At 42.1% G+C, this 26,457-nt stretch carries 24 protein-coding genes; 4 read left to right on the forward strand and 20 right to left on the reverse strand.

Features of this window, described 5'->3' with window-relative positions; translation table 11 throughout:
- Nucleotides 1-161 precede the first annotated feature (161 nt).
- On the forward strand, nucleotides 162-1,040 hold the full coding sequence (locus tag QFZ87_RS00605; RefSeq protein WP_309856493.1) for an alpha/beta fold hydrolase: 879 nt from the start codon (nucleotides 162-164) through the stop codon (nucleotides 1,038-1,040).
- Between the two features lie 156 nt (nucleotides 1,041-1,196).
- Here QFZ87_RS00605 and QFZ87_RS00610 read toward each other — a convergent pair whose 3' ends face one another.
- From QFZ87_RS00610 to QFZ87_RS00620, 3 genes are all read right to left on the reverse strand, one after another.
- Nucleotides 1,197-1,478 (reverse strand): hypothetical protein, encoded by a 282-nt coding sequence (locus tag QFZ87_RS00610; RefSeq protein WP_309856496.1) that lies wholly within the window; start codon nucleotides 1,476-1,478, stop codon nucleotides 1,197-1,199.
- Between the two features lie 197 nt (nucleotides 1,479-1,675).
- On the reverse strand, nucleotides 1,676-2,662 hold the full coding sequence (locus tag QFZ87_RS00615) for a hypothetical protein (protein ID WP_309856501.1): 987 nt from the start codon (nucleotides 2,660-2,662) through the stop codon (nucleotides 1,676-1,678).
- 22 nt (nucleotides 2,663-2,684) lie between these two features.
- Nucleotides 2,685-2,921 (reverse strand): hypothetical protein, encoded by a 237-nt coding sequence (locus tag QFZ87_RS00620; protein WP_309856504.1) that lies wholly within the window; start codon nucleotides 2,919-2,921, stop codon nucleotides 2,685-2,687.
- 148 nt (nucleotides 2,922-3,069) lie between these two features.
- On the opposite strand from QFZ87_RS00620, the gene QFZ87_RS00625 reads away from it, so the two are divergent.
- The gene (locus QFZ87_RS00625) at nucleotides 3,070-3,882 is read left to right on the forward strand and encodes a hypothetical protein (RefSeq protein WP_309856507.1); all 813 of its coding nucleotides are present in this window, start codon (nucleotides 3,070-3,072) and stop codon (nucleotides 3,880-3,882) included.
- A gap of 47 nt (nucleotides 3,883-3,929) precedes the next feature.
- Here QFZ87_RS00625 and pruA read toward each other — a convergent pair whose 3' ends face one another.
- The 8 genes from pruA to QFZ87_RS00665 all read right to left on the reverse strand — a co-directional run bounded on the left by pruA (nucleotide 3,930) and on the right by QFZ87_RS00665 (nucleotide 15,311).
- Complete coding sequence (pruA, locus tag QFZ87_RS00630; protein ID WP_309856509.1) at nucleotides 3,930-5,477, reverse strand: L-glutamate gamma-semialdehyde dehydrogenase; 1,548 nt, start codon at nucleotides 5,475-5,477, stop codon at nucleotides 3,930-3,932.
- Between the two features lie 112 nt (nucleotides 5,478-5,589).
- Nucleotides 5,590-6,750, reverse strand: coding sequence for a CamS family sex pheromone protein (locus QFZ87_RS00635; protein ID WP_309856511.1), 1,161 nt, complete (start codon nucleotides 6,748-6,750; stop codon nucleotides 5,590-5,592).
- A 16-nt stretch (nucleotides 6,751-6,766) separates the two neighbouring features.
- Nucleotides 6,767-8,773 carry an NAD-dependent DNA ligase LigA gene (gene ligA, locus QFZ87_RS00640; RefSeq protein ID WP_309867562.1) on the reverse strand — a complete coding sequence of 669 codons (2,007 nt, stop codon included), beginning with the start codon at nucleotides 8,771-8,773 and terminating at the stop codon, nucleotides 6,767-6,769.
- A 52-nt stretch (nucleotides 8,774-8,825) separates the two neighbouring features.
- On the reverse strand, nucleotides 8,826-11,093 hold the full coding sequence (pcrA, locus tag QFZ87_RS00645; RefSeq protein WP_309856514.1) for a DNA helicase PcrA: 2,268 nt from the start codon (nucleotides 11,091-11,093) through the stop codon (nucleotides 8,826-8,828).
- Between the two features lie 72 nt (nucleotides 11,094-11,165).
- On the reverse strand, nucleotides 11,166-11,849 hold the full coding sequence (gene pcrB / locus QFZ87_RS00650; RefSeq protein ID WP_309856516.1) for a heptaprenylglyceryl phosphate synthase: 684 nt from the start codon (nucleotides 11,847-11,849) through the stop codon (nucleotides 11,166-11,168).
- A 261-nt stretch (nucleotides 11,850-12,110) separates the two neighbouring features.
- The gene (locus QFZ87_RS00655) at nucleotides 12,111-12,425 is read right to left on the reverse strand and encodes a YerC/YecD family TrpR-related protein (RefSeq protein WP_308081401.1); all 315 of its coding nucleotides are present in this window, start codon (nucleotides 12,423-12,425) and stop codon (nucleotides 12,111-12,113) included.
- Between the two features lie 27 nt (nucleotides 12,426-12,452).
- On the reverse strand, nucleotides 12,453-13,508 hold the full coding sequence (locus tag QFZ87_RS00660; protein ID WP_309856524.1) for a DUF3048 domain-containing protein: 1,056 nt from the start codon (nucleotides 13,506-13,508) through the stop codon (nucleotides 12,453-12,455).
- A gap of 54 nt (nucleotides 13,509-13,562) precedes the next feature.
- On the reverse strand, nucleotides 13,563-15,311 hold the full coding sequence (locus tag QFZ87_RS00665; RefSeq protein WP_309856527.1) for an adenine deaminase C-terminal domain-containing protein: 1,749 nt from the start codon (nucleotides 15,309-15,311) through the stop codon (nucleotides 13,563-13,565).
- A 167-nt stretch (nucleotides 15,312-15,478) separates the two neighbouring features.
- On the opposite strand from QFZ87_RS00665, the gene QFZ87_RS00670 reads away from it, so the two are divergent.
- Both QFZ87_RS00670 and QFZ87_RS24915 read left to right on the forward strand, forming a co-directional pair.
- Nucleotides 15,479-15,784: a YgaP family membrane protein gene (locus QFZ87_RS00670; RefSeq protein ID WP_309856530.1), complete on the forward strand. Its 306-nt coding sequence runs from the start codon at nucleotides 15,479-15,481 to the stop codon at nucleotides 15,782-15,784.
- An 872-nt stretch (nucleotides 15,785-16,656) separates the two neighbouring features.
- A complete protein-coding gene (locus QFZ87_RS24915) occupies nucleotides 16,657-16,776 on the forward strand; it encodes an EYxxD motif small membrane protein (protein WP_396133884.1) in 120 nt (39 codons plus the stop codon).
- Here QFZ87_RS24915 and purD read toward each other — a convergent pair.
- Genes purD through purC form a run of 9 tightly spaced genes read right to left on the reverse strand, consistent with a single transcriptional unit; the run spans nucleotide 16,773 to nucleotide 26,450 of the window.
- Complete coding sequence (purD, locus tag QFZ87_RS00675) at nucleotides 16,773-18,044, reverse strand: phosphoribosylamine--glycine ligase (RefSeq protein ID WP_309856533.1); 1,272 nt, start codon at nucleotides 18,042-18,044, stop codon at nucleotides 16,773-16,775. The genes QFZ87_RS24915 and purD overlap by 4 nt on opposite strands.
- Before the next feature lie 15 nt (nucleotides 18,045-18,059).
- Nucleotides 18,060-19,598 carry a bifunctional phosphoribosylaminoimidazolecarboxamide formyltransferase/IMP cyclohydrolase gene (purH, locus tag QFZ87_RS00680; RefSeq protein ID WP_309856536.1) on the reverse strand — a complete coding sequence of 513 codons (1,539 nt, stop codon included), beginning with the start codon at nucleotides 19,596-19,598 and terminating at the stop codon, nucleotides 18,060-18,062.
- Nucleotides 19,573-20,175 (reverse strand): phosphoribosylglycinamide formyltransferase, encoded by a 603-nt coding sequence (gene purN, locus QFZ87_RS00685; protein WP_309856539.1) that lies wholly within the window; start codon nucleotides 20,173-20,175, stop codon nucleotides 19,573-19,575. Before purN ends, purH begins: the two co-directional genes overlap by 26 nt.
- Nucleotides 20,172-21,206, reverse strand: coding sequence for a phosphoribosylformylglycinamidine cyclo-ligase (purM, locus tag QFZ87_RS00690; RefSeq protein WP_309856541.1), 1,035 nt, complete (start codon nucleotides 21,204-21,206; stop codon nucleotides 20,172-20,174). Before purM ends, purN begins: the two co-directional genes overlap by 4 nt.
- Nucleotides 21,207-21,221: 15 nt before the next feature.
- Nucleotides 21,222-22,625, reverse strand: coding sequence for an amidophosphoribosyltransferase (purF, locus tag QFZ87_RS00695; RefSeq protein ID WP_309856544.1), 1,404 nt, complete (start codon nucleotides 22,623-22,625; stop codon nucleotides 21,222-21,224).
- Nucleotides 22,601-24,826, reverse strand: a complete 2,226-nt coding sequence (gene purL / locus QFZ87_RS00700) for a phosphoribosylformylglycinamidine synthase subunit PurL (protein WP_309856548.1) — start codon at nucleotides 24,824-24,826, stop codon at nucleotides 22,601-22,603. Before purL ends, purF begins: the two co-directional genes overlap by 25 nt.
- Nucleotides 24,810-25,493 carry a phosphoribosylformylglycinamidine synthase subunit PurQ gene (gene purQ, locus QFZ87_RS00705; RefSeq protein WP_309856551.1) on the reverse strand — a complete coding sequence of 228 codons (684 nt, stop codon included), beginning with the start codon at nucleotides 25,491-25,493 and terminating at the stop codon, nucleotides 24,810-24,812. The genes purL and purQ overlap by 17 nt, the downstream gene beginning before the upstream one ends.
- Nucleotides 25,490-25,744, reverse strand: a complete 255-nt coding sequence (gene purS, locus QFZ87_RS00710) for a phosphoribosylformylglycinamidine synthase subunit PurS (RefSeq protein ID WP_309856554.1) — start codon at nucleotides 25,742-25,744, stop codon at nucleotides 25,490-25,492. Before purS ends, purQ begins: the two co-directional genes overlap by 4 nt.
- Nucleotides 25,737-26,450 carry a phosphoribosylaminoimidazolesuccinocarboxamide synthase gene (gene purC, locus QFZ87_RS00715; protein ID WP_309856557.1) on the reverse strand — a complete coding sequence of 238 codons (714 nt, stop codon included), beginning with the start codon at nucleotides 26,448-26,450 and terminating at the stop codon, nucleotides 25,737-25,739. Before purC ends, purS begins: the two co-directional genes overlap by 8 nt.
- Nucleotides 26,451-26,457 lie beyond the last annotated feature (7 nt).

Below are 26,457 nucleotides of genomic sequence, written 5' to 3' on the forward strand. Positions count from 1 at the left end.
TTTTCTTGATAGTTAAATTGTAAATCCCTGCCCCTTAAAAAATTGTGACGTTCGTCACTTTTAAAACAATACATGTGAATGATTTCACATTATTGTCATAAACCTCTTTTCACTAGATAATAATTATAAAGTTGGAATAATATGACATGTAGGGGTGCTAAATGGGGAAACATACGATTTATAAAAGTGAGGAAGGGAAAGCGACTATACATAGATTCTATGAAAATTATCTACGAGAATTTAAAACTGATTTTGATCGAGTTTATATAGATACACCATTCGGACAGACCCATGTGTTAGTGGCGGGGCCTAAAGAAGGAAAGCCTTTGTTTATTTTTCAGGGAGGAAACTGTATCAATCCCATGACATTATCATGGTTTCAGCCTCTTGTTAAAAACTACAGAATTTATGCGCCAGATACCATTGGTCACCCTGGCTTTAGTGAAGAAAATCGGATCTCTGCAAGTGATGATAGTTTTGCACGTTGGACTACCGAAATAATGAACCATTTTCATATCGAAAAATCTGCTTTTTTAGGCCCCTCCTATGGAGCCGGAATCATCCTTAGAATTGCTGCGTTTATGCCTGAAAAAATAGCTTGTTCGATTTTAATGGCACCTGCAGGCATCCAGCTCGGTTCTAAGGTAGAAATGATTAGAAAAATCCTTGTTCCGTTACTCATTTTTAAAACGAACGGATCCCGAAAGCAGATGAACAAAATAGCCGATTCGATGTCTGATAATAGCATGAGAGAAATAGATAAAGACATCATCGCCAGTATTTTTAAACATGTGAAACTAGAATCCGAGATGCCTAAGCTCACAGAAAAAAGTGAACTAGTCAACTATCACTCTCCCACCATCGTCATTTCCGGTACGAAGGACGTGTTCTTTCCTGCAGAAAAGATTCAAAAAACAGCGAAAGAAATCATCCCGAACCTTACAAACTACAAAACATATGATATGGGGCACTTCCCCTCTGAAAAGTACCTTACAAAAATAAACAAAGATATCGAAGACTTTTTACATTTGCATTATTAATATTTTCAAATATTAAAAAGACTAACAGATTCCGTATCCTATTGTAAAAAGGGAATTTACACCTAAAAATGCAGATCAAATAGCACAGTTGGATATAAACTGTGCTATTCCCTATATTACGAACCTTCTTCAACTAATGACTCCCAATGAGCATACTTAAAGAGTTATGGTCACATGAGGCTTGCTAAAGTGACTCGTTCCCCCGCTACCAACTAGTACGTAACCATTTTTTGGGAACACTACAAGTCTAGTTGAACTATCAGAAAGTAAAACTTTCACTTCGGAATTATCTTCCAGAGCGGTATATTTGACATAGCCTGTTGAAGTAATAGTTGTCTTCCAGTTATTATCAAATTCTGCCCTTAAAACGCGGTTTGAATATGTTTGATTTGATTTTGTTTTTGATGGTGTTTTAGTTTTTGTTTTTGGTTTTTTCATTTTCATCTACCCTCCTTTGTGTACGCGAGCATTAAGTTACTCCCCATATTTTATTCACTATTAATAACTGGAAATTGGACAAGAATCACACCTTTTAAAAATTGTATGTGTGAATCAACAATTTCATCTGACATCCATAGCCTATATGCAAAAAAAGACACTTACCATAATTAGTAAGTGCCTAAACAATCGCTTTTTTAGATTACTTGCTTTTCTTTTTTAGGAATAGTTGAGCCCTTAACCATTGAATTTAGGGTTGGAACAAGTGCACCAATGACGGCAACGGGAGCTAGTTCCCAAAGTTCTAATGGCGGGGTAATCAGAATTCCTGACTTATGAATGGCGAATAGGGAAAGAAAATAAGCCGTACTGCCAGTTAGTCCCACCCACCAATTGATCTTTTTAACCAATAAAAATAAGAGAGGAATGAATAATAGCGTAATGGGAACATAGGATGTTGGATACTCAACCGCTGCAAAAATACCTTTACCCAAAGATCGCAATCCAATATACAGAGCTGCTGCCATGAAAGGAATCGTAAAATCCCGACAAAATCGAATGATTAAAATAGTTAACAACGCCACCATTAACACAGAATAAATCGGATACACCCATTCCGGAATGCCACCAAATATTTGTGAGGCAGGGTCGGAGATCAAATCTAATATTTCCTGTGAAGCAATGGATTTCCCTTGAATGTACTGGTCATAGGAAATCGCTCCATTTTCCTGCTGCATGTTTGGAAACATGAAGCATTCGAGGAGAAACATCGCAAACCAGGTGTGCATCGATTTCCAGGTTGGTGCAATATCCCGAGTATACCTATAATATCCTCGCCAAACACCAAATATCATAATGTCAGTTGCAATATAGTAAACAAAATGAGTGGGACTCCATGTTGTTAAGTCAATACCATAAGCGATGTGATACGTAAAATCTAATGGGATTCCAATCAGGAATAACACATAGCCAATCGTAATTAAATTTCTTGAAAAGTGGTCCATGTAGTGTGAGTGCCGCCACTCTTTTATTAACAAAAACGCCCCTAAGGCGAAACCAATTGTGTTAACAATATGGGGAATGGAATATTCCTCAAATAAATACTTAAAATGATAAGACGCGTCCCAGGCGGAGCCAATAAATTTTAGTAAAAAAGCAATCACCCATAAACGGTAATATTTCAACTACATCATCTCCTTTCTCACCCTATCCAAGTAAATCAAATATATCCCCGAAGATGGCAATAAGGATATAATTAATTAGCAAAGCCGCGCCAAATGCTAATCCTGCTACCCGGACATTTTTCTGAGTAAATAATCTGTACATAAACACAATGCCAGATAAAACAACGAAGATGTTGCAGATAATAAAAGTCCAAAGTGTGCTTTCACTGTGCTCTACCGTAGTTACATGAAATAAATATAACGGTACCAAATGTTCCATACCTCCATAGTGGATTTTTAACATGGTCCTTTCTATCTTACCATTTAATTAGACCTTTTTGACTAGTTAATTTACATAAAATTCTTGCAATGGGTCAAATAGGTAATGTAGAGTAAATGAATAATAGGGCTTGAAAGGAGAACTCCCTTTGAAATATTATATTAGTGCTTTCCTTCTATTATCCTTATTTCTATCTGCGTGTAATCCGCTTAAAGTCCCAAAATCAACGATGGGGCATAAAATGAGTGCTATACCAACAGATGTGGTGCCTACGACATCTGAATGGCGGGTGGGGGTTGATCATCCACAAGCGAAAGAACAGATTCCCATCTCGCTATTAATTACAGATTCTTCTAATCAACCCATTACATCTTTTGAAACTGTTCATGAGAAAAAAATGCATTTATTTATTGTTAGTAAGGATTTAGCTTATTTTACTCACATCCATCCTACCTATAAAGAGAATGGTCTTTTTGAATTTGCCACTTCCTTCCCGAGTAGTGGTGAGTATAAACTTATTTCCGAGTTTACACCTAAGGGTGGGGGCGACAGCAGTGTAGAAGATCATTGGCTTCAAGTTGAGGGGGAGGAAGGAAAGGCTGTTCCTCTTGTGACTGATAAGAAATTGACCCATACTGTGAACGGAAAAAAAGTGGCGCTTTCCTTTGATCAACTTATCGCAGGAAAGACGGTACACCTGACTTTTTCGATTAAAGAGGCAAAAACAAATAAACCGATAAAAGATTTGCAGCCCTACTTAGGAGCACTGGGTCATACTGTTGCCATGAGTGCGGATGCGGAAAAGTACTTGCATATTCATCCGATGACCACGGATGGAAACGGACCAGAGGTTACATTTATGACCATCTTTCCTGAAAAAGGCATCTATAAAATTTGGGGGCAATTTAAGCACAAAGGAAAAGTATTCACCGTTCCATTTGTTATAAATGTACCGAAATAGCAAAAACCCCTTCTCACAATGGAGAAGGGGTTTAAATATGTTGTAAATTAGTACATTTCTGATGTTGTTTTAGCTTGCATGTGAAGTAATAGGTAGTCCGGTCCGCCTGCTTTTGAGTCCGTTCCTGACATGTTGAATCCACCGAATGGTTGGTAGCCAACAATCGCTCCTGTACAAGAACGGTTGAAGTACAGGTTACCTACGTGGAAATCTTCACGAGCCTGCTCTAAATGAGCACGGTTTTTAGTGATAACAGCTCCTGTTAAGCCATACTCAGTGTTGTTAGCAATTTCAATTGCTTCAGTGAAATCTTTCGCCTTTGTTAAACCAACAACTGGTCCAAAGATTTCTTCCTGCATAATGCGGGAAGTTGGCGCAAGGTCTGCAAAGATAGTCGGTTGAATAAAGTAACCTTTAGAGTTATCTCCTTCGCCGCCAGCCATTAACTTTCCTTCGCTCTTTCCAATTTCAATATATTCCATGATTTTCTTGAATGCATTATTATCGTTCACAGGACCCATGAAAGTGCCTTGATCTGTAGGGTCACCAACAGTTAATTCTTTTGTTAATTCAACCACACGGTTCAATACTTGATCGTATACATCTTCAACGATGACAGCACGTGAACATGCAGAACATTTTTGACCAGAGAATCCGAATGCACCTGCAACAATGGATTGTGCGGCAAGCTCAAGATCTGCTTCTGAATCAACCACAATCGTATCTTTTCCGCCCATTTCTGCAATCAAACGCTTCATCCATACTTGACCTGGATTCACCTTTGAAGAACGGTCGAAAATACGAAGACCGACATCACGTGAACCTGTAAAGCTGATGAAACGAGTATCTTTATGGTCAACTAAATAGTCGCCTACTTCAGAACCATTACCTGGTACAAAGTTCAAGACGCCTTTAGGAAGACCTGCTTCCTCCATTACTTCTACAAACTTTGCTGCAACCACTGGAGTCGTTGATGCAGGTTTTAATAGTACAGTATTACCGGAAACAATTGCAGCAACAGTTGTACCTGCCATAATCGCTAATGGGAAGTTCCATGGGGAAATGATAATTCCCACCCCTAGTGGAATATAGTCATAGCGGTTAAATTCATTTGGACGGCTGTTAACTGGTACACCATTTTTAAGTGCCAGCATTTGGCGTCCATAATATTCAAGGAAATCGATTGCTTCTGCTGTATCTGCATCTGCTTCTCTCCACGGTTTACCTGCTTCTTTTGTTAAAAGAGCAGAAAACTCATGCTTGCGGCGGCGAATAATAGTCGCTGCTTTAAATAAAACGTCTGCACGTACTTCTGGCTTTACTTTTTTCCATGTTTTAAAAGCTTCTACCGCTGCCTGCATTGCTTGTTCAGCAAGCTCTTGGCTAGCTTTAGACACGCGGCCGATCACTTCTTCTTTATTTGCAGGATTATAGGAAACGATTTTATCTTCCGTTGTGATTCTTTCACCACCGATTACAAGAGCATAATCTTGGCCTAAATAACCTTCAACGGTCTTAAGCCCTTGAAGATATGCTTGGCGGTTTTCATCAATCGTAAAATCTGTAAATGGCTCGTGCTTATAAGGTTGTACCATTACTTAAACCCTCCTATGTATTAAAACGTTTACATCCACTGTTCATTCTAACATGTTTCATTTCAGGGCTCAATGATTTGAGAACTAGAAAAAAGAGGCTTTTAAAAGCCTCTTATTGGTAGATATAAACAAACGGTTCAGTGTCATCCGCCTTTTTGACTATGAGTGCTTCCGGACCGTCAACTGAGGTTACACTAACAGAGACAGATAGGTACTTTGGAAAATGCTCCATTACCAAACCTGTTACATATTGCGTAAAGCCGATTCCTTCTGTTTTACCGTAAAACTGAATTGGAATCGTAATATCTAAATCCTGAAGCTGATCACCATTATAATAGGCTCTTCCAATGACCCCATTAAAGTTTGGAAAATAATTTTCTACGTCCTGTTTGAAGTTAAGGAAGGCGATGGAATCATCCCGATGATCCTCTTGGGCATCGTTTGAAGGAAATAAATAATATTTTTCATTTACCTTTTCCCAATCATTTAAATTCGTGCTTCCTTTATCAACCGTTGTATAGGTGAAAAACGTACCTGGAACCACCGCAGATTTACTATTTTGTTCAAATAGAGCGATGGTAATTGGAACATCTTTTAGACTCTTAATATTTCGAGTCCGCTTCACCACTTCCTCTGCTAACTTCTTCCCTTCCTTTTCCATTTCAGCAAAAGGAATCTTCTTCTCTAACGTATCTCCACCTTCTGTTAATTTGTAATAGTAGATAGAGTTTAACGCAAGACCAATCGTAACACCAGCAAGTGTTACATTCCCCTTATCATCCTTCGTTAAGTAGTCATGTTCTAAAATATGAGCTAAATAGATAGGGGATGATGGCTCAGCACCCGGAGCAGCCGTATTGACAGGATTTAAGCCAATATTATCTGCCGGCTTCATTTTGTTTTCTTTTAGCTGTGCATCTGTATATTGCCGGTTTAACCATCCTCTGATGGTCTTCCCTTTAATTTCCTGACCTTCACGAAAGTAAAACTTTTCTGTATCAAAGCTGTTCTGAGCAATTCTCATCAAGCCCATTTCAAATTCATTTAAGTCGTATCTTGTATTTATATTATTAACTACCAATCCGCGCGCTTCCCCAGGGACAAATGGCAGGATAGTCCGATAATATTTATTAGAAATATTATATTTTGGTATAATCGCCTTTCCTTTGTCTTTCTCCTTTGTTTGGACCACTTCATTTTGCTTCTGAAAATTGGGTGCACAAGCACTCAGCAAAAAGACAAGGGAGAGAGCGACTATTGAGAGTTTTCTCATGTCGAACACCTCTTACTTACTTATTTAATTCTTCTACAAGCTTCTCCTCATCCCATACTTCGATTCCTAGTTCTTGTGCTTTGGTTAGTTTGGAGCCGGCATCCTCACCTGCTATCACGAGATGTGTCTTTTTACTTACACTGCCTGCCACATTTCCACCAAGCGCTTCGATTTTCTCCTTCGCTTCATTGCGTGATAACTGTTCAAGCTTTCCTGTAAGAACGACGGTTTTTCCAGCAAAAATACTATCGGATTCGTCAGCAGTGACTGGCTTCGCCCCTTTGTATTCCATATTGACACCTACAGCAGCTAATTCTTCCATTAACTCCTTAGCTTCTTCTTGTTCAAAATAGGCAACAATGGAGTCAGCCATTTTATCTCCAATTTCGTTAATCGCAATTAACTCCTCTTTTGAAGCCTCTGCTAATTTGTTCATGGAACCAAAAACCTGGGCAAGCGTTTTGGCTGCTTTCGCCCCAACATGACGAATACCGAGACCAAATAAAAGTTTTTCAAGAGAATTGCCTTTAGAAGTTTCAATTGCCTTTAATAGATTGGAAACAGATTTTTCTCCCATTCGTTCAAGAGCTAAAAGCTGTTCCCTGGTAAGTTTATAAATATCAGCCACATCGCTGATTAACTTTTCCGCAAACAGCTGACTAATCACTTTTTCCCCAAGACCATCAATATTCATCGCATCACGAGAAACAAAGTGGATTAACCCTTCGCGAATTTGCGCCGGACATTTCGGATTAATACAGCGTAAAGCCACTTCACCTTCTAGACGGACCAATTCACTTTCACATTCCGGACAATGTGTCGGCATATGGAAGTCCACTTCATTTCCTGTTCGTTGATCAGCTAACACGTTGACCACTTCAGGGATGATGTCACCTGCTTTTTTCACTACCACTTGATCGCCGATTTTAATATCCTTTTCACGAATTAAATCTTCATTATGAAGTGAAGCACGTTGTACCGTTGTGCCCGCTACTTTAACAGGTGCAAGGATAGCCGTTGGTGTCACTACCCCTGTTCTACCGATGCTTAACTCAATATCTAGCAGAGTGGTGACTACTTCCTCAGCAGGAAACTTGTAAGCAATCGCCCAGCGCGGACTTTTTGCTGTCGTTCCAAGCTCCGTCTGCTGCTCGAGAGAATCCACTTTTATGACAATCCCATCGATTTCATAAGGAAGATGCGGCCGTTTTTCTACCCAGCTGTTCACATACTCTATTACTTCATCAATGGTGGCACATTTTCTTCGCTCTTTATTTGTTTTAAAGCCAAGCTGGTCTAAATAATCTAGGCCTTCACTATGGGAAACAACTCCGCTTTCACCGACATTGCCAATTCCGTATAAAAACACATCCAGCTTTCTTGAGGCAGCAATTTTGGGATCGAGCTGTCTTAAGGAGCCTGCAGCAGCATTTCTTGGATTAGCGAACAATTCCTCGCCGCGCTCAGCCCTCTTCTCATTTAAAGCTTCAAACGATCGCTTCGGCATATAGGCTTCCCCGCGCACCTCGAGTGAAACATTTTCACGTAGACGAAGTGGAATCGATTGAATCGTCTTTAAATTAGCAGTGATATCCTCACCAATGGTTCCATCCCCACGGGTTGCCCCTTGAATGAACAAACCGTCTTCATAGCGCAACGAAACAGCAAGGCCGTCAATTTTCAATTCACAGACGTAGGAAAAGTCGTCTCCTACCGCCTGACGAATCCTGCGGTCAAAATCCTTTAAGTCTTGCTCATTAAAGGCATTACCTAAGCTTAACATCGGTGTGCGGTGCTCCACCTTCTCAAATACGTCAAGAACCGCACCACCTACACGCACCGAAGGAGAGTCTGGCGTCTTTAACTCTGGGAACTTTTCCTCTAGCTCTAAAAGCTCCTCCATTAGCCTGTCATATTCAGCATCTGGCACAGATGGTTGATCTAGCACATAGTATTCATATCCATATTGATTTAATAAGCTTCTTACTTCCGTAATTTTCTGTTCAGCCATTAGAAGGTCCATATATCCAGCCCTTTCATAAAGGTATTTCACTCATGGATTATAGCGTGAAGGATTATGCTTTTTTAATTGGTGCAAATTTAGCTAATAGGCGTTTGATACCTACTGGGCTTGGAAACGCAATATCAAGTTCTGTTCCCTCTCCCTGCCCTTTCACACTTACAACCGTTCCAATTCCCCACTTACCATGTTCTGCTTTATCGCCAACCTTCCAGCCGACATCCTCTCCGCCAGAAGCAGCTGAAACTGGACGCATCACTGGTTTTCTTTGGGTAGTTGGTGTACTAAATGTACTTTTGGCTTGTCCAAAGGATGACCCTGAGCCTCCAAAACTTCTTCCTCCGCCAGAATTAAATGGCGTATTCATACGTTTCTCCTGCTCTACTCCTTCAATTAAATCTTCCGGAATTTCAGCGATAAACCTTGATGCAGGGTTCATATTTGTTCTACCAAATAATGTTCTCATTTGAGCGTTGGTTATAAATAGGCTCTTCTCTGCTCTTGTGATTCCGACGTAGGCAAGACGGCGCTCTTCTTCCATCTCCGCTTCTTCCATAAGGGAGCGGCTATGCGGGAATACACCTTCTTCAAGGCCAATGAGGAAAACCACTGGGAATTCCAGACCTTTTGCAGAGTGCAAGGTCATAAGTGTGATGGTATCAGCCTTTTCACCATCCTCATCTAGTGAATCAATATCAGCAACAAGTGCCAAATCTGTTAAGAATGCAACTAAGGTTCTATCCTCACTGGAATCCTCGAAGTTTTTCGTAACGGATAATAATTCCTCAAGGTTTTCAAGACGGCTTTGTGCTTCAAGCGACTTTTCCGCCTTCAGCATTTCGCGATATCCTGTCTTATCCAGGATTTCTTCCACTAATTCTGTTACAGAAAGGAATTCCTGCATATTCGTGTAATTTTTAATTAAATCACGGAACTCTCTTGCTGCCTTTGTAATTTTCGGGCTTAAGCCGATTAATTCAATCGAGTCTAATGCTTGATATAAGGATAAGTCATGCATGGCTGCAAAATCCGCAATTTTATCAAGCGAAGTGGAGCCGATTCCACGTTTCGGTACATTAATAACCCGTTGTAAGCTAATGTCATCGTCTGGGTTTGAAATCAGACGTAAATAAGCTAGCATGTCCTTAATTTCTTTTCTGTCATAGAACTTAATGCCACCGACAATGCTATATTCAATATTGGATTTCAGCAGCACTTCCTCCATTACACGGGATTGTGCGTTGGTACGATAGAGAATCGCAATATCTGACAGCTTAACATTCTGATCTCTTGTTAATTCTTTAATTTTCCCCGCAACAAATTGCGCTTCTCCCTGCTCACTATCTGCACGGTAATAAACGAGCTTGTTTCCTTCCGGGTTTTCAGTCCACAGATTTTTCGCTCTGCGGTTCATATTGTTTTCTATTACTTTATTGGCTGCAAGAAGAATTCTCTTGGTTGAACGATAGTTTTGCTCTAGTAAAATAACCGTTGCATTCGGATAGTCCTTTTCAAAGGAAAGGATATTGGCAATATCCGCTCCCCTCCACTTATAGATGGACTGGTCTGAATCCCCTACGACACACAGGTTTTTAAAACGATTGGCCAATAGTTTAACAAGCATATACTGGGCTCTGTTCGTATCCTGGTACTCATCCACGTGTATATATTGGAATTTCCGCTGATAAAATTCAAGCACTTCCGGTACACGAGTAAACAATTGAATCGTCATCATAATTAAATCATCAAAATCAAGTGCTTGATTTTTACGTAATCGTTTTTGATATTCTTCATACACATCACTGACCACTTGTTCAAAATACCCGCCAGCCGTCTTTTTAAACTCTTCTGGGTCAATGAGTTCGTTTTTAGCCGAGCTAATTGAGCCTAGAATCGCACGAGGGTCAAATTTTTTCGGGTCAATGTTTTTTTCTTTCAAAATCCCTTTGACTACGGATTGTTGGTCTGTTGTATCAAGAATAGTAAAATTGCGGTTAAAGCCCATGCGGTCAATATCTCTACGCAGAATTCTTACACACATCGAGTGAAAGGTAGAGATCCATATTTCTTCAGCGGCACCACCCATCATTTTTCCGATACGTTCTCTCATCTCTCTTGCCGCTTTATTCGTGAAGGTAATTGCTAAAATATTATAAGGGTTGACGCGCTTTTCTACTATTAAGTAACCGATTCGATGCGTTAGTACTCTTGTTTTACCACTTCCGGCACCTGCCATTAAAAGAAGTGGTCCGTCTGTTGCTTTCACGGCATTCTGTTGTTCTGGGTTCAGCCCGTTTAATAGCTTGTCTGTTAAAAATTGCATTCTATCCACCACCATTTACAAACATTTGTTCTTATTTTTATCATATCGTTAATTTTGGTCTGAAGCAAATATCTATTTGACACTTTTTACGGTTTCCAAGGCTTGATCAAAATCGTCATAAATGACATTTCCGACAACAATGACATCGGCATGCTTGGCCATTTCTACTGCATGTTCGGCGGTAGTGATTCCCCCACCATAAAATAACGTAGTTTGGTCAAGAACCTTTTTAACTTCCGCTACTACAGCAGGATCCCCATATTTACCGCTATATTCTAAATAGAAGATTGGTAGCTGAAACATTTTTTCTGCCATCATTGCATAGGCCTTAACATCCTCGGTTGTTAATTGAGCGTTGGCTGATGTCAGTTTTGCCGCTTTACATTCTTCGTTTAAAATACAGTACCCTTCCATGGCGAATTCTTCCCAATCCATGATTTCACCATATTCTTTAACGGCTTGATGATGCAACCCGGTAATCCAGTTTGGATCATTGCTATTTAATATGGTTGGTACAAAATAAAGGTCAAAACCTGGTGTAACCGTATTGATACTTGAAACTTCAAGGACACATGGAACCGTATAACGGCGAATTCTTGCCATTAGATCAAGAACGTTCTCGAGTGTTACTCCATCCGTTCCTCCTACAATCACTGCATCCGTACCAGACTCACAAATTTTTTCCAATTGCTCGTCTGTTATTTCTTTATTTGGATCGAGTTTAAAGACATGCCGCCACTCGCGAAAATCATACATTCCAAAGATCCTCCCATTCAGTAATCCATTACACCATTATAGCATTTGCCCTTTCGATAAAAAAAGAAAACAGTGATAGTAATTATAGAAATGATATCCAAATCGAAAAGCGGAAGCGCCTTGGTCAGCCCCGACAGGCAAATGTTCTTCGGCAAGAAAAGTCCGCCCTTTGACTTTTATTGCCGAAGGTTATTTGACCCGAGGGGCTAGGCGCTGGAGCTAGACAAAAAGAAAAACCGAAGATTATTCTCTCCGGTTTGTTTATTCCTTTATCGTTTTACTATTTTCATCTTTAATGCGTTCAAGGACCATTTCGTATGTGTCGTTTCCAAAGTTTAAGCAGCGCTTCACTCGTGAAATCGTTGCTGTGCTTGCACCTGTTTCCGTTTCAATCTTGTGATACGTATTTCCTTCACGCAGCATTCTCGCTACATCCAAACGTTGTGCTAACGATTGAATCTCATTGATTGTGCACAAGTCATCAAAAAAGCGATAGCATTCTTCCAAATCCTTTAATGAAAGAACTGATTGGAACAATTGGTCAAGCTCTTTTCCACGTAATTTATTAATTTGCATATTGTTTACCCCTTTAAGATAAATTGTTTATTTGACGTTAAAAGAAACACTGGTTTCCATTCCAGGAGTTGTTGGGACCACATTGACCCAAGTCTTTCCTTGAACCAAAGGAACCTCTTTCCCATTTTTCATGGGAACAATTAGGCCATTCCGATTAGCCCATTCTACTGTGTTCACCTTCCCCATCTGGATGAGGTAGGCTCTTCCTCCTGACTGCAGGTCAATATCCCTGCGGCCATAGGAATCAATGATTTTATGAACGGCTTCAATAATAAATACATTATCCAGTAAAACTGGTTCATTGGTGTCTAAATCAACGGTCTGCTCCCCACCTGAGAAGCGCTTATATTTGCCAACAGTACTGTCGAATTCCAATACAGAGTCCGAAATTCCACCCTTTGAATACGTAATCTTCACCGATGTGGCTTCATTCCCGGTTACATTTTCTCTCTCATCCTCAGTCATAAATGTAAAACTCGGGGGACTTTTTTTCATCGAATATTTCTTCTGCTCAGCGCCTTTTAAAATATTATCATACGTAATATAGGAGTTGTGAGGTGCTTTTCGAGTTTTGGATCGCTTAAACAGGGTACCATCATAAACCATTCCGTTTAAATTATCCACAACATTTCCTTCCAGCATCTTCTTTGCCTCTTCACTCCAACCATGGGCAACATAAAGGGCATTCAGTCCTTTGGCAAGATTAACATAATAATCCCGTGCGCTACGGACAGGTCCGATATTTTCCGGCTTTTCACTTTGAAAGACGGCAAGGAAGCGGGTAATATCACCCTCTGCAAGCACCTCATACACCACATCAGCCTTATTCAAGCCTGATTGTGGTCTGGCTTTCGGATGATTATTCACCATAACAGCAACGGCTCTTTCATCCGTTTCGGTTGTAGAACCTATGCCTGTTAATGGATAATAATAAGGGTATTCTTGCTTCTCTTGCTCTTTTTCTTCTACCTTTTTAACCACTTTTTCTTTTTTTACTGGATCTTGAACTTTTTCTTTTTCCTTATTACTGCAGCCTGAAAACAGTAACAGGACAGCTGCCATGGCAACAGCCCATTTTTTCATGTATAGAACACCCCTATTTTGCATTCACACTTTACCTCTTTACTTATTTACAGTTTAACGCATTATCGAAGGAAAGAGTACTGTTTTGTTCATCACATCATACATTCCTTGCTGAGTTATGCGGATATATGGCAAATGAGTGGAAGAAAAAAACAGCAGACTATAAATCGGGTCGGAGAAAGAATAGCCTCTATCCTTTAAAACTGAGAATAATTCCTTTTCCTGCTGCATTAACTCTTCCATCGGAAGGTCTGACATAACTCCGCTTAGATAAAGCGGCAGCTCACAAACCACATTATCTTCCTCTACCACCACTATGCCTCCACCTAATTCTTTCATTCTATTAAAAGCATGAAGCATATCTTGTTTATTTTTTCCTATTAAAATAATGTCCCCCGTATTAGAAAACGAGCTTGCTAATGCGGACAACTTCGTTGCAAAGCCTTTTAACAGGGTGTTAATTCTCCATTTTCCTTTACGGTCAATTAAAGTAAAGAAGCACTCGTCGTGATCTGGTGGAAGTTCATCCCCTGAGACGTCAATAGAGATGGAGTATGGTTTTGTAATCACGGAGTTTTCCATTTTAATTCCGAACGGCATCGAATACTGTAAATCATCCATGGATAACTCCCAATCTAACTCCATTGGCTTCAAGCCGTAATCCTTCCAATCCACTCCAGGATAAGCCTCTTCCACCTTCACACCATCCCGTTTTACCCATTTTCCTTTTGCTAGGACAGATACAGGAGTTGGATTTTCAATACTTGATAGGAAGTTAATATTAGCTACGCGACCTGTTGCGATATTCCCATGTAAATGGTCGATATTATAGTATCTTGCTATATTCACAGTTGCCATATTATAGGCATCAATAATTGGCACGCCTTTTTCAATAGCCATTCGAATCATGTGATCCGTGATTCCCTGTTCATAAAAGGCAGAAGATGAGCCATCTGTATTGAATAGTAATCTATCATATGCCTCAATGCCTAAACGCTTCATATCATCCAATAACTGCGGAAGATCCGGGCGAATTGAAGAGTGCCTTAAAGACACCATATACCCTTGCATTAAACGGTTATAAACCTCTTCCCCCGTCATGGCTTCATGATCACAATCGGCGCCAAGTAGCATCATTTTCGCCAACGTTTTTTCAGAAGCACCTGGAAAATGACCTTCAATTTGCTTTCGCATCCGTTTCGCTTCTTGAATCCAATGAAGCATCATATCGTCGCCATCAAGCAGTTTTGGCCATCCAGTGAGTTCTCCGCCTTGTAGCACGGCATCATGCTCAAGCCACGTTTTAATATTACTATGCGAAAATTTTTCCTCTTCATTCAAAATTTCCGTTTGTGAATCAAAGCGGCACCACCAAAACATGGTGGAAGGAATCGAGCGAAGGTCCCGCAGCAATGAAAACGCTTCCCTTTTTTTCAAATGTAAAATGAGTGCCATATTGTCATTAATTAACGTTGTCGTCCCAAACTGCGATGCATAGGCCGCCAATGTTAGGGGATTATATAATTGAAATGGATGTGCATGTGGTTCAATATAACCTGGAACTAAAATCTCATTAGTGCAATCAATGATTTCACATTTTTCATCAATGTGTCCAGGCAGGTTGTCGCCGACATAGACAATGCGATCGTCGTAAATCCATATATTCGCTCTCATCCATTGACGGAACGTCTGATTTAAATATAAGGCGTTTTTCAATAGGATCGTTGGAGAAGTTTTCCCATCTAAAACGGATACATGCATGCGTAAGTTTTTGTTTTTCCAGCGGTAGCGTTGTTCTAGCATACCATATCCCTCCCTTTTCAAACAAACTATATCTATGTTAAAAACTTGATTTAATCATAAAGAAAGCCCTTACAAAATTTCTTTAGATACTATATTATCATATTTTATCATTTAACGCATTAAAGAATTGATAAATATTGTAAAAATATTGTGAAGGAGTGAACAACTTGAATATCCGGCCAAATATTGGGATTTTAAACGCGCTAATTCGGATTACCTTTGGGTTAACTATTCTTGCTTGGAGCACCTCAAAGCTGGTGAAACGTCCTTGGAGAGATTCTTATTTATTGGCTGCATTTATGGGAGCAATGAAGGTAGCAGAGGGCATTGTTCGCTATTGCCCATTAACTGCATTATATGAGCAATATCAGAATAGAATGCAGGTTGATGATCCTGCTAACGAGTCAAGGAATAGTATGGAAGGGCTAGAGGATTTTGATGGAGAAGAGGTACTTCCTTATAATCCGTCTTAATGTTGGACAAGGTTTCTACGATTCTTTTACGTGACGATTCTTGTCGTTCGTGAGGGAAAATGGGCTCATTGAACCTCTCTACGCGACCTTTCTTGGCGTTCGAAAGGGAATTCGGGCTCATTGAACCTCTCTATTCGACCTTTCTCGGCGTTCGAAAGGGAATTCGGGTTCATAGGACCTCTCTACGCGACCTTTCTCGGCGTTACTAGAAGGAATTCGGGTTCATAGAACCTCTCTATGCGACCTTTCTTGGCGTTCGACAGCGAATTCGGGTTCATAGAACCTCTCTACGCGACCTTTCTTGGCGTTCGAAAGGGGATTCGGGTTCATAGAACCTCTCTATGCGACCTTTCTTGGCGTTCGAAAGGGGATTCGGGTTCATAGAACCTCTCTACGCGACCTTTCTTGGCGTTCGACAGCGAATTCGGGTTCATAGAACCTCTCTACGCGACCTTTCTTGGCGTTCGACAACGAATTCGGGCTCATAGAACCTCTCTATGCGACCTTTTTCGTCGTTCGAAAGGAAATTCGGGCTCATAGAACCTCTCTACGCGACCTTTTTCGTCGTTCGAAAGGGAATTCGGGTTCATAGAACCTTTCTATGCGACCTTTCTTGGCGTTCGAAAGGGAATTCGGGCTCATAGAACCTCTCTACGCGACCTTTCTTGGCGTTCGAAAGGGAATTCGGGCTCATAGAACCTCTCTACGCGACCTTTCTCGGCGTTCGAAAGGGAAATCGGGCCCATATAAGCAGTTTTTTCAAAGAGAACTTAATTAGGAATGAGATAAGGATATTAAAAAAAGAGGCTCACTCAAAGCCAAGGATCGGTGCATCCGCCCCTGACTTGAGTCAGCCTCCCTTATAGGAGTCGATGATGATGTTTTGGGAATACGTAAGTCATATGTCGTTTGTGTTGATTGTGATTATCGGCAGCATTGTAGCCTTACTCTACACCTATATGCGCCGCTCTAGTAAAAGACGAGCCCGTTAGCCAATAACGGGTTGAATTGCTTTTGCCCCAATATCTTTTCGATAAAAAATCCCATCACACTGAAGCTTTTCCATCTCTTGATAAACCTTGTCTTGCGCTGCCTGCAGCGTTTCTGCCTTAGCACCAACAAGCAGGACCCTTCCGCCATTTGTAACAAATTGACCAGATTCATTTTTCAAAGAACCTGCATGAAAAGTAACCACTTCATCAGTAAAATGGTTCAACCCTGTGAGCACGGCTCCTTTTTCATAATGGTCAGGATATCCCTTTGCTGCAACAACGACCCCAACCATTGCCTCTTCCGACCAGTCAAGCTGAGGACAGCCACCCTGCAATAGTTCTACCATCACTTCAACCAAATCTGATTGTAATCTCGGTAAGACGACTTGGGTTTCCGGATCACCAAAACGGGCATTAAACTCGATGACCTTTGGCCCCTCCGCCGTAGCAATTAACCCGGCATATAAAACACCACAAAAGCTTCTGCCTTCCTGCACCATAGCCTTGGCTGCCGGGATTAGGACGGTCTCAATTGCCGTTTCTACCGTGTCCCTGCTAATCTGAGGAACAGGTGAATAAGCGCCCATTCCACCTGTATTTGGCCCCTGATCCCCATCAAACGCGCGCTTATGGTCTTGAGCGATTTCCAGTGGAACGACCACGTCACCATTCACCAATGCCATAAGTGAAAATTCCTCACCGCTTAAAAACTCCTCGATGACTACTCGGGAAGATGCCGCACCAAACCTTGCCCCAATAAGCATTTCCTCTAGGCTTGCCAAAGCTTCCTCTTTTGTGAACGCCACTGTTACACCTTTTCCCGCCGCTAAACCATCGGCTTTAATAACAATGGGCGCTCCTTTTTCTTCGATATAGTCACGCGCTTCATCAAAGGAAGTAAAAACAGCATAATCCGCCGTCGGAATCTGATAGTTTTTCATGAGTTCCTTCGCAAAGGATTTGCTTCCCTCAATTTCCGCTGCCACTTGACGGGGACCGAAGACAAGTAAGCCTGCTGCTTCAAACTGATCGGCAAGACCTGCTAAGAGCGGTACTTCCGGTCCAATAATAGTTAGGCCCACTTCTTGCTCCACGGCAAATTGAATGAGTTGTTCGTGCTGTGACTCATCAATAGGAACCAACTCACCCACATCCACCATTCCGTCATTTCCAGGTGCGACAAAGACTTTTTCAACCAACGTGCTTTCACTTACTTTTCGGCATAAAGCATGCTCTCTGCCACCACGACCAATGATTAAGACCTTCATCCTACACACCCCCACTTAGTGTTTAAAATGTCTTACTCCGGTAAACACCATGGCAATTCCATATTCATCTGCTTTTTTAATTGAATCCTCGTCTCTGATGGAACCACCTGGCTGAATAATCGCTGTAATCCCTGCTTTGGCTGCCGCCTCAACAGTATCATCCATTGGGAAAAAGGCATCTGATGCAAGCGCTGCACCTTCCGCTTTTTCTCCTGCCTGTTTCAATGCAATTTCTGCAGCTCCCACACGGTTCATTTGTCCAGCGCCAATACCGATGGTCATATCCTCATTTGCTACAACAATGGCATTGGACTTTACATGCTTCACAACCTTCCAGCCAAGCTTTAATGCTTCCCATTCCGCATCTGTCGGCTGTCTTTTCGTCGCTACTTTAACAACAGCATCGTCTAGGGTAAAGCGGTCCTGGTCTTGAACGAGTAATCCCCCTTCGATTGTTGTCATTTTCCGTTCCGGCTTCTTCGCACCATCAAACGAAATCGTTAACAAGCGAAGGTTCTTTTTACTTGTTAGGATGGATAATGCTTCCTCCGAAAAGGACGGTGCAATGATAATTTCTAAAAAGATTTCGTGAAGTTTTCTAGCTGATTCTGCATCTACTTCACGGTTGAAAGCAATAATTCCTCCAAAAATAGACACAGGGTCTGCTGCAAAGGCTTTATTAAACGCATCCAAGCTTGTTGTTCCTGTACCGACTCCGCATGGATTCATATGCTTCACAGCAACAGCCGCTGGTTCAGTGAATTCTTTTACAATTTGCAATGCTGCATCAGCATCGTTGATATTATTGTAGGAAAGCTCTTTGCCATGAAGCTGCTCAGCATAGGCAATTGAAAACACAGAGCCAAGTGGCTTTTTATAAAAAGCAGCTTGCTGATGGGGGTTCTCTCCGTATCGTAAGGTTTGCTTTAATTCATATGTAACGGTTAATTTTTCTGGTGTCTCTTCTTGAGCTAAATCTGTCATGTAACCTGCAATGAGTGCATCGTAGGCTGCCGTGTGACGGAACACTTTCGCCGCTAGCTTTCTTCTTGTTTCGATTGTTGTTTCTTCATTCGCCTGCAACTCCGCAATCACTGTCGGGTAGTCAGCGGGGTCCACAACAACCGTGACATATTGATGATTTTTTGCTGAGGCACGTAGCATCGTTGGACCGCCAATATCAATATTTTCAATCGCGTCCTCCACTGTTACATTTGGTTTTTCAATGGTTTGCTGAAATGGATACAGATTGACGCAAACAAGCTGAATCGCCTCTATTCCATGTTCATCCAACTGTTTTTGATGTTCCGCATCATCTTGTTTGGCAAGCAGACCACCATGAATAAACGGATTTAACGTCTTCACGCGTCCTTCTAAAATTTCCGGGAATCCAGTGACATCACTCACGCCCAATACAGGAATCCCCTGTTCGTGAAGCATCTTTTTTGTCCCACCGGTTGAAATGATTTCAAAGCCACGAGCAACCAATTCTCTGGCAAATTCTCCTACTCCGGTTTTGTCAGAAACACTAATAAGTGCGCGTTTTTTCTTCATTAATGACCTCTCCTCTGGTTAACAACATTTGTAAAATGGATGGATAGAGCTTATGTTCAATCGCTTGAATTTTCTCTTGCAGGCTTTCTCGTGTTTCACTTTCTTCTACACGAACTCGTTCCTGAACAATGATGGGTCCCGTGTCCATGCCTTCATCCACATAGTGGATCGTAACCCCACTCCATTTTGCTTTCGCGGCTAACGCCTGACCAATGGCATCTTTACCGGGAAAATTAGGAAGCAGGGAAGGATGGATATTCACAATTCGTCCCTCAAACTCTTTAAGCAAAGTTGGGCCAATTAAACGCATATATCCAGCAAGGACGATAAAATCGACGTTTCTTTCCTTTAATAGAAAAGAAATTTCCTTTTCATAATCCGCCTTACTAGGATACTCCTTTGCTTGAAAAACAAAAGAGGGGATGCGCGCCTTCCTTGCTCTTTCGATCGCATACGCTCCGGGTTGATCACATATTAACATTGTTAAATCGGCAGACAACTCTCCTGAGTGCACTTTATCGACGATGGCTTGAAAATTACTTCCGCTCCCTGAGGCAAACACTGCAAAGCGTTTCATTCCCACTCACCAAATCCTTTAATGCGAATTCCTTCTTGGTTGGTGACTACACCTATTTCATACGCCGTTTCTCCAGCTTGCTGGAAATGCTGAATTAAGTCTGCTGCCTGTTCCTTATCAATAGCGACCACCATTCCGATGCCCATGTTAAACACATTATACATCTCTTTGTAACCAATTTGTCCAACCTCAGATATTAGCTTAAACACGGCGGGGATATGCCAGCTTTTTTCAATCAACTCTGCACCAAGACCTGCAGGAAGCATCCGCGGAATATTTTCAATGAAACCTCCGCCTGTGATATGTGCCATTCCTTTTAACTTGAATTTTTGTAATGCAGACAAAATAGGCTTTACATAGATCTTAGTCGGTTTAAGTAATTCTTCCCCTAAGGTACACTCGAGTTCATTCACATATTCAAGTAACGACCAGTTATTAAATACTTTTCTGACAAGGGAGTAGCCGTTACTATGGATGCCGCTAGAAGCTAATCCAATTAATACATCTCCTTGCTTTATATCTTCACCCGTAATTAACTGTTGTTTTTCACAGGCTCCAACAGTAAAGCCAGCAAGATCATACTCATCTTCACGATAGAGTCCAGGCATTTCTGCTGTTTCGCCGCCAATCAACGCACATCCAGCCTGCTCACAGCCCTCTGCAATTCCCTTTACAATAGCTTCAAGTTTTTCCGGCTCTGCCTTTCCACATGCAATATAATCTAAAAAATAAAGAGGTTCTGCTCCTTGTACAACGATATCATTCACACACATGGCAACCGCATCAATTCCAATGGTATCGTGCTGGTCCATCATAAAAGCTATCTTTAATTTTGTCCCCACCCCGTCGGTGCCTGACACCAGAACTGGCTCTTTCAAGTTGAGAACGGACAGATCAAACATGCCCCCGAATCCGCCTAAACTGCCGATTACACCGGCTCTTGCTGTTTTTTGGACATGTTTTTTCATACGTTCCACCGCTTCGTATCCCGCCTCGATATTTACGCCTGCTTGTTTATACGCGTTTGTCATGCCAGTGCTCCCTTCCTATTTTTGATAATAATATTGGAGTGTATCCGGATAAATTTCTGTTGGATAATTTCCGGTAAAGCAGCCTAGACAATAGCCGTTCGTGCCTTCCTGACCGAGCGCATGCATCATGCCTTCTACTGTTAAAAAGGTTAAAGAATCAGCCCCAATCAGCTGACGAATTTCCTCGACCGATTTATCTGATGCAATCAATTCTTCCTTCGTTGAAGTATCTATTCCATAAAAACAAGGGTTTTCAATCGGAGGAGAACTAATCACCACATGAACCTCTGTTGCTCCTGCCTCCTTTAGAAGTGAGACAATTCTTCGGCTTGTGGTTCCACGGACAATCGAATCATCGACCATGACGACACGCTTTCCTTCGACTACACCGCGAACCGCTGACAGCTTCATTTTTACGCCTTGTTCCCTTAGGGATTGTGAAGGCTGGATAAACGTTCTTCCCACATAGCGATTCTTAATTAAGCCCATTTCATAGGGAATTCCCGCCTCTTCTGCATAGCCAATAGCCGCTGAAATACTTGAATCTGGAACACCTGTTACGACATCCGCATCTATAGGGGCTTCAAGCGCTAATCTCTTTCCTAGGCTTTTTCGAGCTGTGTGCACATTGATTCCATGAATATTGCTATCCGGTCTGGAAAAATACACATATTCCATCATACAAATGGCCTTTGTGGTACTGACAGCAAATCTCTCAGAGGTTAATCCGTTTTCATTAATGATTAGCAGTTCTCCCGGCATAATTTCGCGGATATATTCCGCACCGACCACATCAAACGCACATGTTTCAGAAGCCACTACGTAAGCATCCCCTAACAACCCAAGCGAAAGAGGTCTCAGACCATGCGGATCAAGGGCCACCATTAATTCCGTTTCCGTCATAATTAAATAGGCGTACGCTCCTTTTAGCATGGAGAGTGCATTTTTTACGCGATCATTCAGATGAGGATAGCCGCTTCTTCGAATGAGATGGGCCAATACTTCCGTATCAGAGCTTGTTTGAAAAATACTTCCCTGCGTCTCAAGCTGGTGTTTCAAGGAATTGGCATTGACTAGGTTTCCATTATGGGCAAGGGCAAGACTGCCGCTTTGCGAATGGAACAAGAGCGGCTGGACGTTCTCATAGCCGCCCCCTCCTGCTGTCGCATATCGAACATGACCAATGGCAGCCGAACCGGTTAATTTTGTCATCGCTTCAGTTGTAAATATCTCTGACACCAATCCCTCGCCTTTTACACCTTTGAGTGTTTTCCCATCGGAGACAACGATGCCGGTTCCTTCTTGGCCGCGATGCTGCAAACTGTGAAGTCCGTAATAGGTTAACTGGGCCGCATCCGGATGTCCCCAGACACCAAAAATACCGCACTCTTCATTTAATCCCTTGATTTCAGCAAGCATGGGATGGCTCCTTTCCAAGCAGCTTTCAGTTCATTTACTGAAGCTTCAAGAACTGTTTCCTTTTCAGTGGACACGCGTAAAATTCCAGAAGCATTTACTTGCCCAATAAGCTTGGCTGGTACTAGACGTTCAAACTCTGCCTGATCCTCTTTCTTAACTGTTAATAGAAAGCGAGATTGCGTTTCACTAAATAAAGCCGTGACGGGTTCTCCTGTAATGATGACTTCGGCACCGAACTGCTCGTTAGTAAATAAACATTCAGAAAGGGCCACACCCAAGCCGCCTTCAGTCAAGTCATGCGCAGATTGAACCACCCCAGCACGAATCGCCGCTAGGACCGAATCTTGTCTTTCTTTTTCAGTAATTACATCTAATTCAGGCGCCTTGCCAAAAATTTGGCCATGTAGCAATTTTTGCAGTTCACTACCGCCAAACTCAGGGTTCGTTTCACCGACAAGGTAAATAAGGTCGCCGCTGTTTTTAAAATGTTGCGTAGTAATATGGTCAATATCGGTTACTAAGCCCACCATACCAATAACTGGTGTCGGATAGACTGCCGTACCGCTTGTTTCGTTATATAGTGACACATTCCCGCCGATGACAGGGGTTTGGAGGACGCGACATGCCTCGCTGATTCCATCCGCTGCTTTTTCAATTTGCCAGAAAACCTCTGGCTTTTCAGGATTTCCAAAGTTCAGGTTATCGGTAATCGCTAACGGCTCTGCACCGGAACAAATAATGTTGCGCGCCGCTTCCGCCACGGCAATTTTCCCGCCTGTTTCCGGATCCAAATAGACATAGCGTGAGTTGCAATCAACGGTCATCGCTAAAGCCTTCCTTGTTCCGCGAATCCGAAGAACCGATGCATCTGATCCAGGAGAAACAACCGTGTTAGTACGAACCATATAATCATATTGCTCATATACCCATTCCTTGCTGGCCACGGTTGGCTGGCTCAGGATTTTTACTAGTGTGTCTTTTAAATCGTCGACTTGAGGAATCTCTTGCTCAGTTGCTTGGAACTCCTTAAAATAAGCCGGCTCTTGGGATGGTTTATGATAAACAGGTGCATCCTCTGCTAGAGCATCCACTGGTACATCCGCCACCGTTTCCCCTTTATGGATTAAGCGCAGTTTCTTATCGTCCGTTACCGTTCCAATCGCCACTGCTTCTAAATCATATTTTTCAAAAAGAGCGGTAATCTCCTGCTCTCTTCCCTTTTTAACGACGATCAACATGCGTTCCTGGGACTCAGACAGCATCATTTCATAGGCAGTCATCCCTGTTTCCCGCTGCGGGACAAGGTCTAAATTCATCTCAATGCCCATTCCCGCTTTGCTGGCCATTTCAGCCGAAGAACTGGTAAGGCCCGCTGCACCCATATCCTGAATCCCTACCAGTGCATCGGATTGAATGAGCTCTAGGCATGCTTCTAAAAGAAGTTTCTCCATAAATGGATCGCCTACTTGAACTGCAGGACGTTTTTCATCGGATTGTTCATTTAATTCCTCAGAAGCAAACGTAGCCCCATGGATTCCGTCGCGGCCAGTTTTTGCTCCTACATACATCACCGTATTACCCACACCATGGGCCAGCCCTTTTTTAATATCCTTATGGTCAATCAGGCCGACGCACATCGCATTCACCAGTGGATTGCCTTCATAGCAAGGCTCGAACTGAATTTCGCCGCCAACCGTTGGAATGCCAATACAGTTTCCATAACCCGCAATCCCGGCAACAACCTCTTTAAATAAATAACGAACACGAGCTGAATCCAGTTCGCCAAAGCGGAGCGAGTTTAATAGAGCGATAGGACGTGCGCCCATTGAAAAAACATCACGGATAATCCCGCCGACTCCAGTTGCCGCCCCTTGATACGGCTCAATCGCTGAGGGATGGTTGTGGCTTTCAATTTTAAAAACTACGGCCTGACCATCGCCGATATCAACGATTCCCGCTCCTTCACCAGGACCTTGAAGAACGCGTTCACCTGTCACCGGGAATTTTCTCAGTACCGGCTTTGAGTTTTTATAGCTGCAGTGCTCCGACCACATGACTGAAAAAAGTCCAGTCTCGGTATAATTAGGCGTACGGCCTAAGAGCGACTCAATCATTGCAAATTCTTCATCGGACAAACCCATTTGCTGATAGATTTTCTCTGTTTTGATCTGAGTAGGATTTGGTTCAAGCGTTAACAACATGTGCTTCCCTCCAAGCCTTTACAATTGATTGAAACATTTTTAGTCCATCCGCCCCGCCTAACAGTTCATCCACTGCTCGTTCAGGGTGCGGCATCATTCCAAGGACATTTCCTTTTTCGTTCACGATTCCCGCAATGTTTTCGAGACTTCCGTTTGGATTTTCCTGATAAGTAAATACGATTTGGTTATTCTCTTTTAGTTCCGCAAGCGTTTCTTCATCACAGTAGTAATTTCCTTCTCCGTGAGCAACAGGGATTGTGATTGCTTCTCCTTGTTGATAGTCGGCAGTAAACATCGTTTGGTTGTTTTCCACTCTTAGTTGGACCGGCTTGCAAATAAAGGAAAGACTCTCATTTCTGCGCATCGCTCCAGGCAACAGCCCGGCCTCAAGAAGAATTTGGAATCCGTTGCATACACCCAAAACTGGCTTGCCTACTTCGGCCGCTTTCACGACCTCTTTCATGACCTTGCTAAAACGAGCGAGTGCACCTGAGCGGAGGTAATCTCCATAGGAGAAACCACCAGGCAGCAAAATTCCATCAAACTCATCTAAGCTCTCAGTATCGTGCCAAACATATTCCACTTGCTCACCAAGTTCATCTTTTACCGCATGGTACATGTCGATATCACAGTTCGATCCTGGAAAGACGATCACCGCAAACTTCACTGAGCGACACACTCCTCTACCTCATATCGATAGTCTTCGATCACTGGATTGACAAGTAAGCTTCTGCACATTTCATTTACTATTTCATCGATGTCCTGCTCTGATTTTTCAATAGTGAGTTCCATATATTTTCCGATTCGCACATCGGTCACTTGCTTGTAGTTGAGTGAATGCAGTGAGTGTGTGACTGCTTTTCCTTGAGGATCTAATACACTTTCTCTAAGAGTGACATATACCTTAACTTTATACATGCTGATGACCTCCGAGTCTCTCTAAAATAGTTTCATAGGCTTTGGTTAGACTACCTAAATCACGACGGAAAACATCCTTATCGAGCTTTTCGTTGGTTGCTTGATCCCATAGTCGGCACGTGTCAGGGGATATTTCATCGGCAAGAAGAATTCTGCCGATTTCGTCTTTACCAAACTCTAGCTTGAAATCGATGAGACGGACATCTAGTTCTGAAAAGAAGCTGGATAAAATAGCATTTATCTCGAGTGCTTTGCCTCGTAAAATATAGATTTCTTCTGTTGTAGCGATATTTAGCTCAAGAATATGGTCAATTGTGATGATTGGATCGCCTAATTCATCATCTTTTAGATAAAATTCCACGATCGGTGTGGTTAGCTTTTTGCCTTCTTCGATTCCCAATCTTGTTGAAAGGCTTCCTGCCGCGACATTGCGAACGACTACTTCGAGCGGGATAATGCTTACTTTTTTCACCAGCTGTTCCGTTTCTGATACGCGCTCGATAAAGTGTGACTCGATCCCTTGTTCTTTAAGCTTTAAAAATAACAAACTAGTAATCTCGTTATTTAATCGGCCTTTGCCGGCAATGTCTGCCCTTTTTTGCCCGTTGTATGCAGTAGCGGAATCCTTGTACTCGACCAAAACAGTGTTATCGTTGTCTGTTGTGTAAATGCGTTTCGCTTTTCCTTCGTATAGCAGTTCTTTCATGTGTTGG

Origin of the sequence: Bacillus sp. SLBN-46 (genome assembly GCF_031453555.1) — a bacterium.
In the GTDB taxonomy this organism is placed as follows: domain Bacteria; phylum Bacillota; class Bacilli; order Bacillales; family Cytobacillaceae; genus Neobacillus.

Coding starts and splice junctions, on each gene's coding strand:
- QFZ87_RS00605 (WP_309856493.1), top strand. CDS start 162: ATGGGGAAACATACGATTTATAAAAGTGAGGAAGGGAAAGCGACTATA.
- ligA (WP_309867562.1), bottom strand. CDS start 8,773: ATGGACCTTCTAATGGCTGAACAGAAAATTACGGAAGTAAGAAGCTTA.
- purH (WP_309856536.1), bottom strand. CDS start 19,598: ATGAAGAAAAAACGCGCACTTATTAGTGTTTCTGACAAAACCGGAGTA.
- purD (WP_309856533.1), bottom strand. CDS start 18,044: ATGAAGGTCTTAATCATTGGTCGTGGTGGCAGAGAGCATGCTTTATGC.
- purC (WP_309856557.1), bottom strand. CDS start 26,450: ATGAAAGAACTGCTATACGAAGGAAAAGCGAAACGCATTTACACAACA.
- QFZ87_RS00610 (WP_309856496.1), bottom strand. CDS start 1,478: ATGAAAAAACCAAAAACAAAAACTAAAACACCATCAAAAACAAAATCA.
- QFZ87_RS00660 (WP_309856524.1), bottom strand. CDS start 13,508: ATGAAAAAATGGGCTGTTGCCATGGCAGCTGTCCTGTTACTGTTTTCA.
- pruA (WP_309856509.1), bottom strand. CDS start 5,477: ATGGTACAACCTTATAAGCACGAGCCATTTACAGATTTTACGATTGAT.
- purN (WP_309856539.1), bottom strand. CDS start 20,175: ATGAAACGCTTTGCAGTGTTTGCCTCAGGGAGCGGAAGTAATTTTCAA.
- QFZ87_RS00635 (WP_309856511.1), bottom strand. CDS start 6,750: ATGAGAAAACTCTCAATAGTCGCTCTCTCCCTTGTCTTTTTGCTGAGT.
- purL (WP_309856548.1), bottom strand. CDS start 24,826: ATGTTGTTAACGCTTGAACCAAATCCTACTCAGATCAAAACAGAGAAA.
- QFZ87_RS24915 (WP_396133884.1), top strand. CDS start 16,657: ATGATGATGTTTTGGGAATACGTAAGTCATATGTCGTTTGTGTTGATT.
- purF (WP_309856544.1), bottom strand. CDS start 22,625: ATGCTTGCTGAAATCAAGGGATTAAATGAAGAGTGCGGTATTTTTGGT.
- QFZ87_RS00655 (WP_308081401.1), bottom strand. CDS start 12,425: ATGCAAATTAATAAATTACGTGGAAAAGAGCTTGACCAATTGTTCCAA.
- pcrA (WP_309856514.1), bottom strand. CDS start 11,093: ATGCAATTTTTAACAGACAAGCTATTAAACGGGCTGAACCCAGAACAA.
- QFZ87_RS00665 (WP_309856527.1), bottom strand. CDS start 15,311: ATGCTAGAACAACGCTACCGCTGGAAAAACAAAAACTTACGCATGCAT.
- purS (WP_309856554.1), bottom strand. CDS start 25,744: ATGTATAAAGTTAAGGTATATGTCACTCTTAGAGAAAGTGTATTAGAT.
- purM (WP_309856541.1), bottom strand. CDS start 21,206: ATGACAAACGCGTATAAACAAGCAGGCGTAAATATCGAGGCGGGATAC.
- QFZ87_RS00620 (WP_309856504.1), bottom strand. CDS start 2,921: ATGGAACATTTGGTACCGTTATATTTATTTCATGTAACTACGGTAGAG.
- pcrB (WP_309856516.1), bottom strand. CDS start 11,849: ATGTATGATTTTCGCGAGTGGCGGCATGTCTTTAAACTCGATCCAAAT.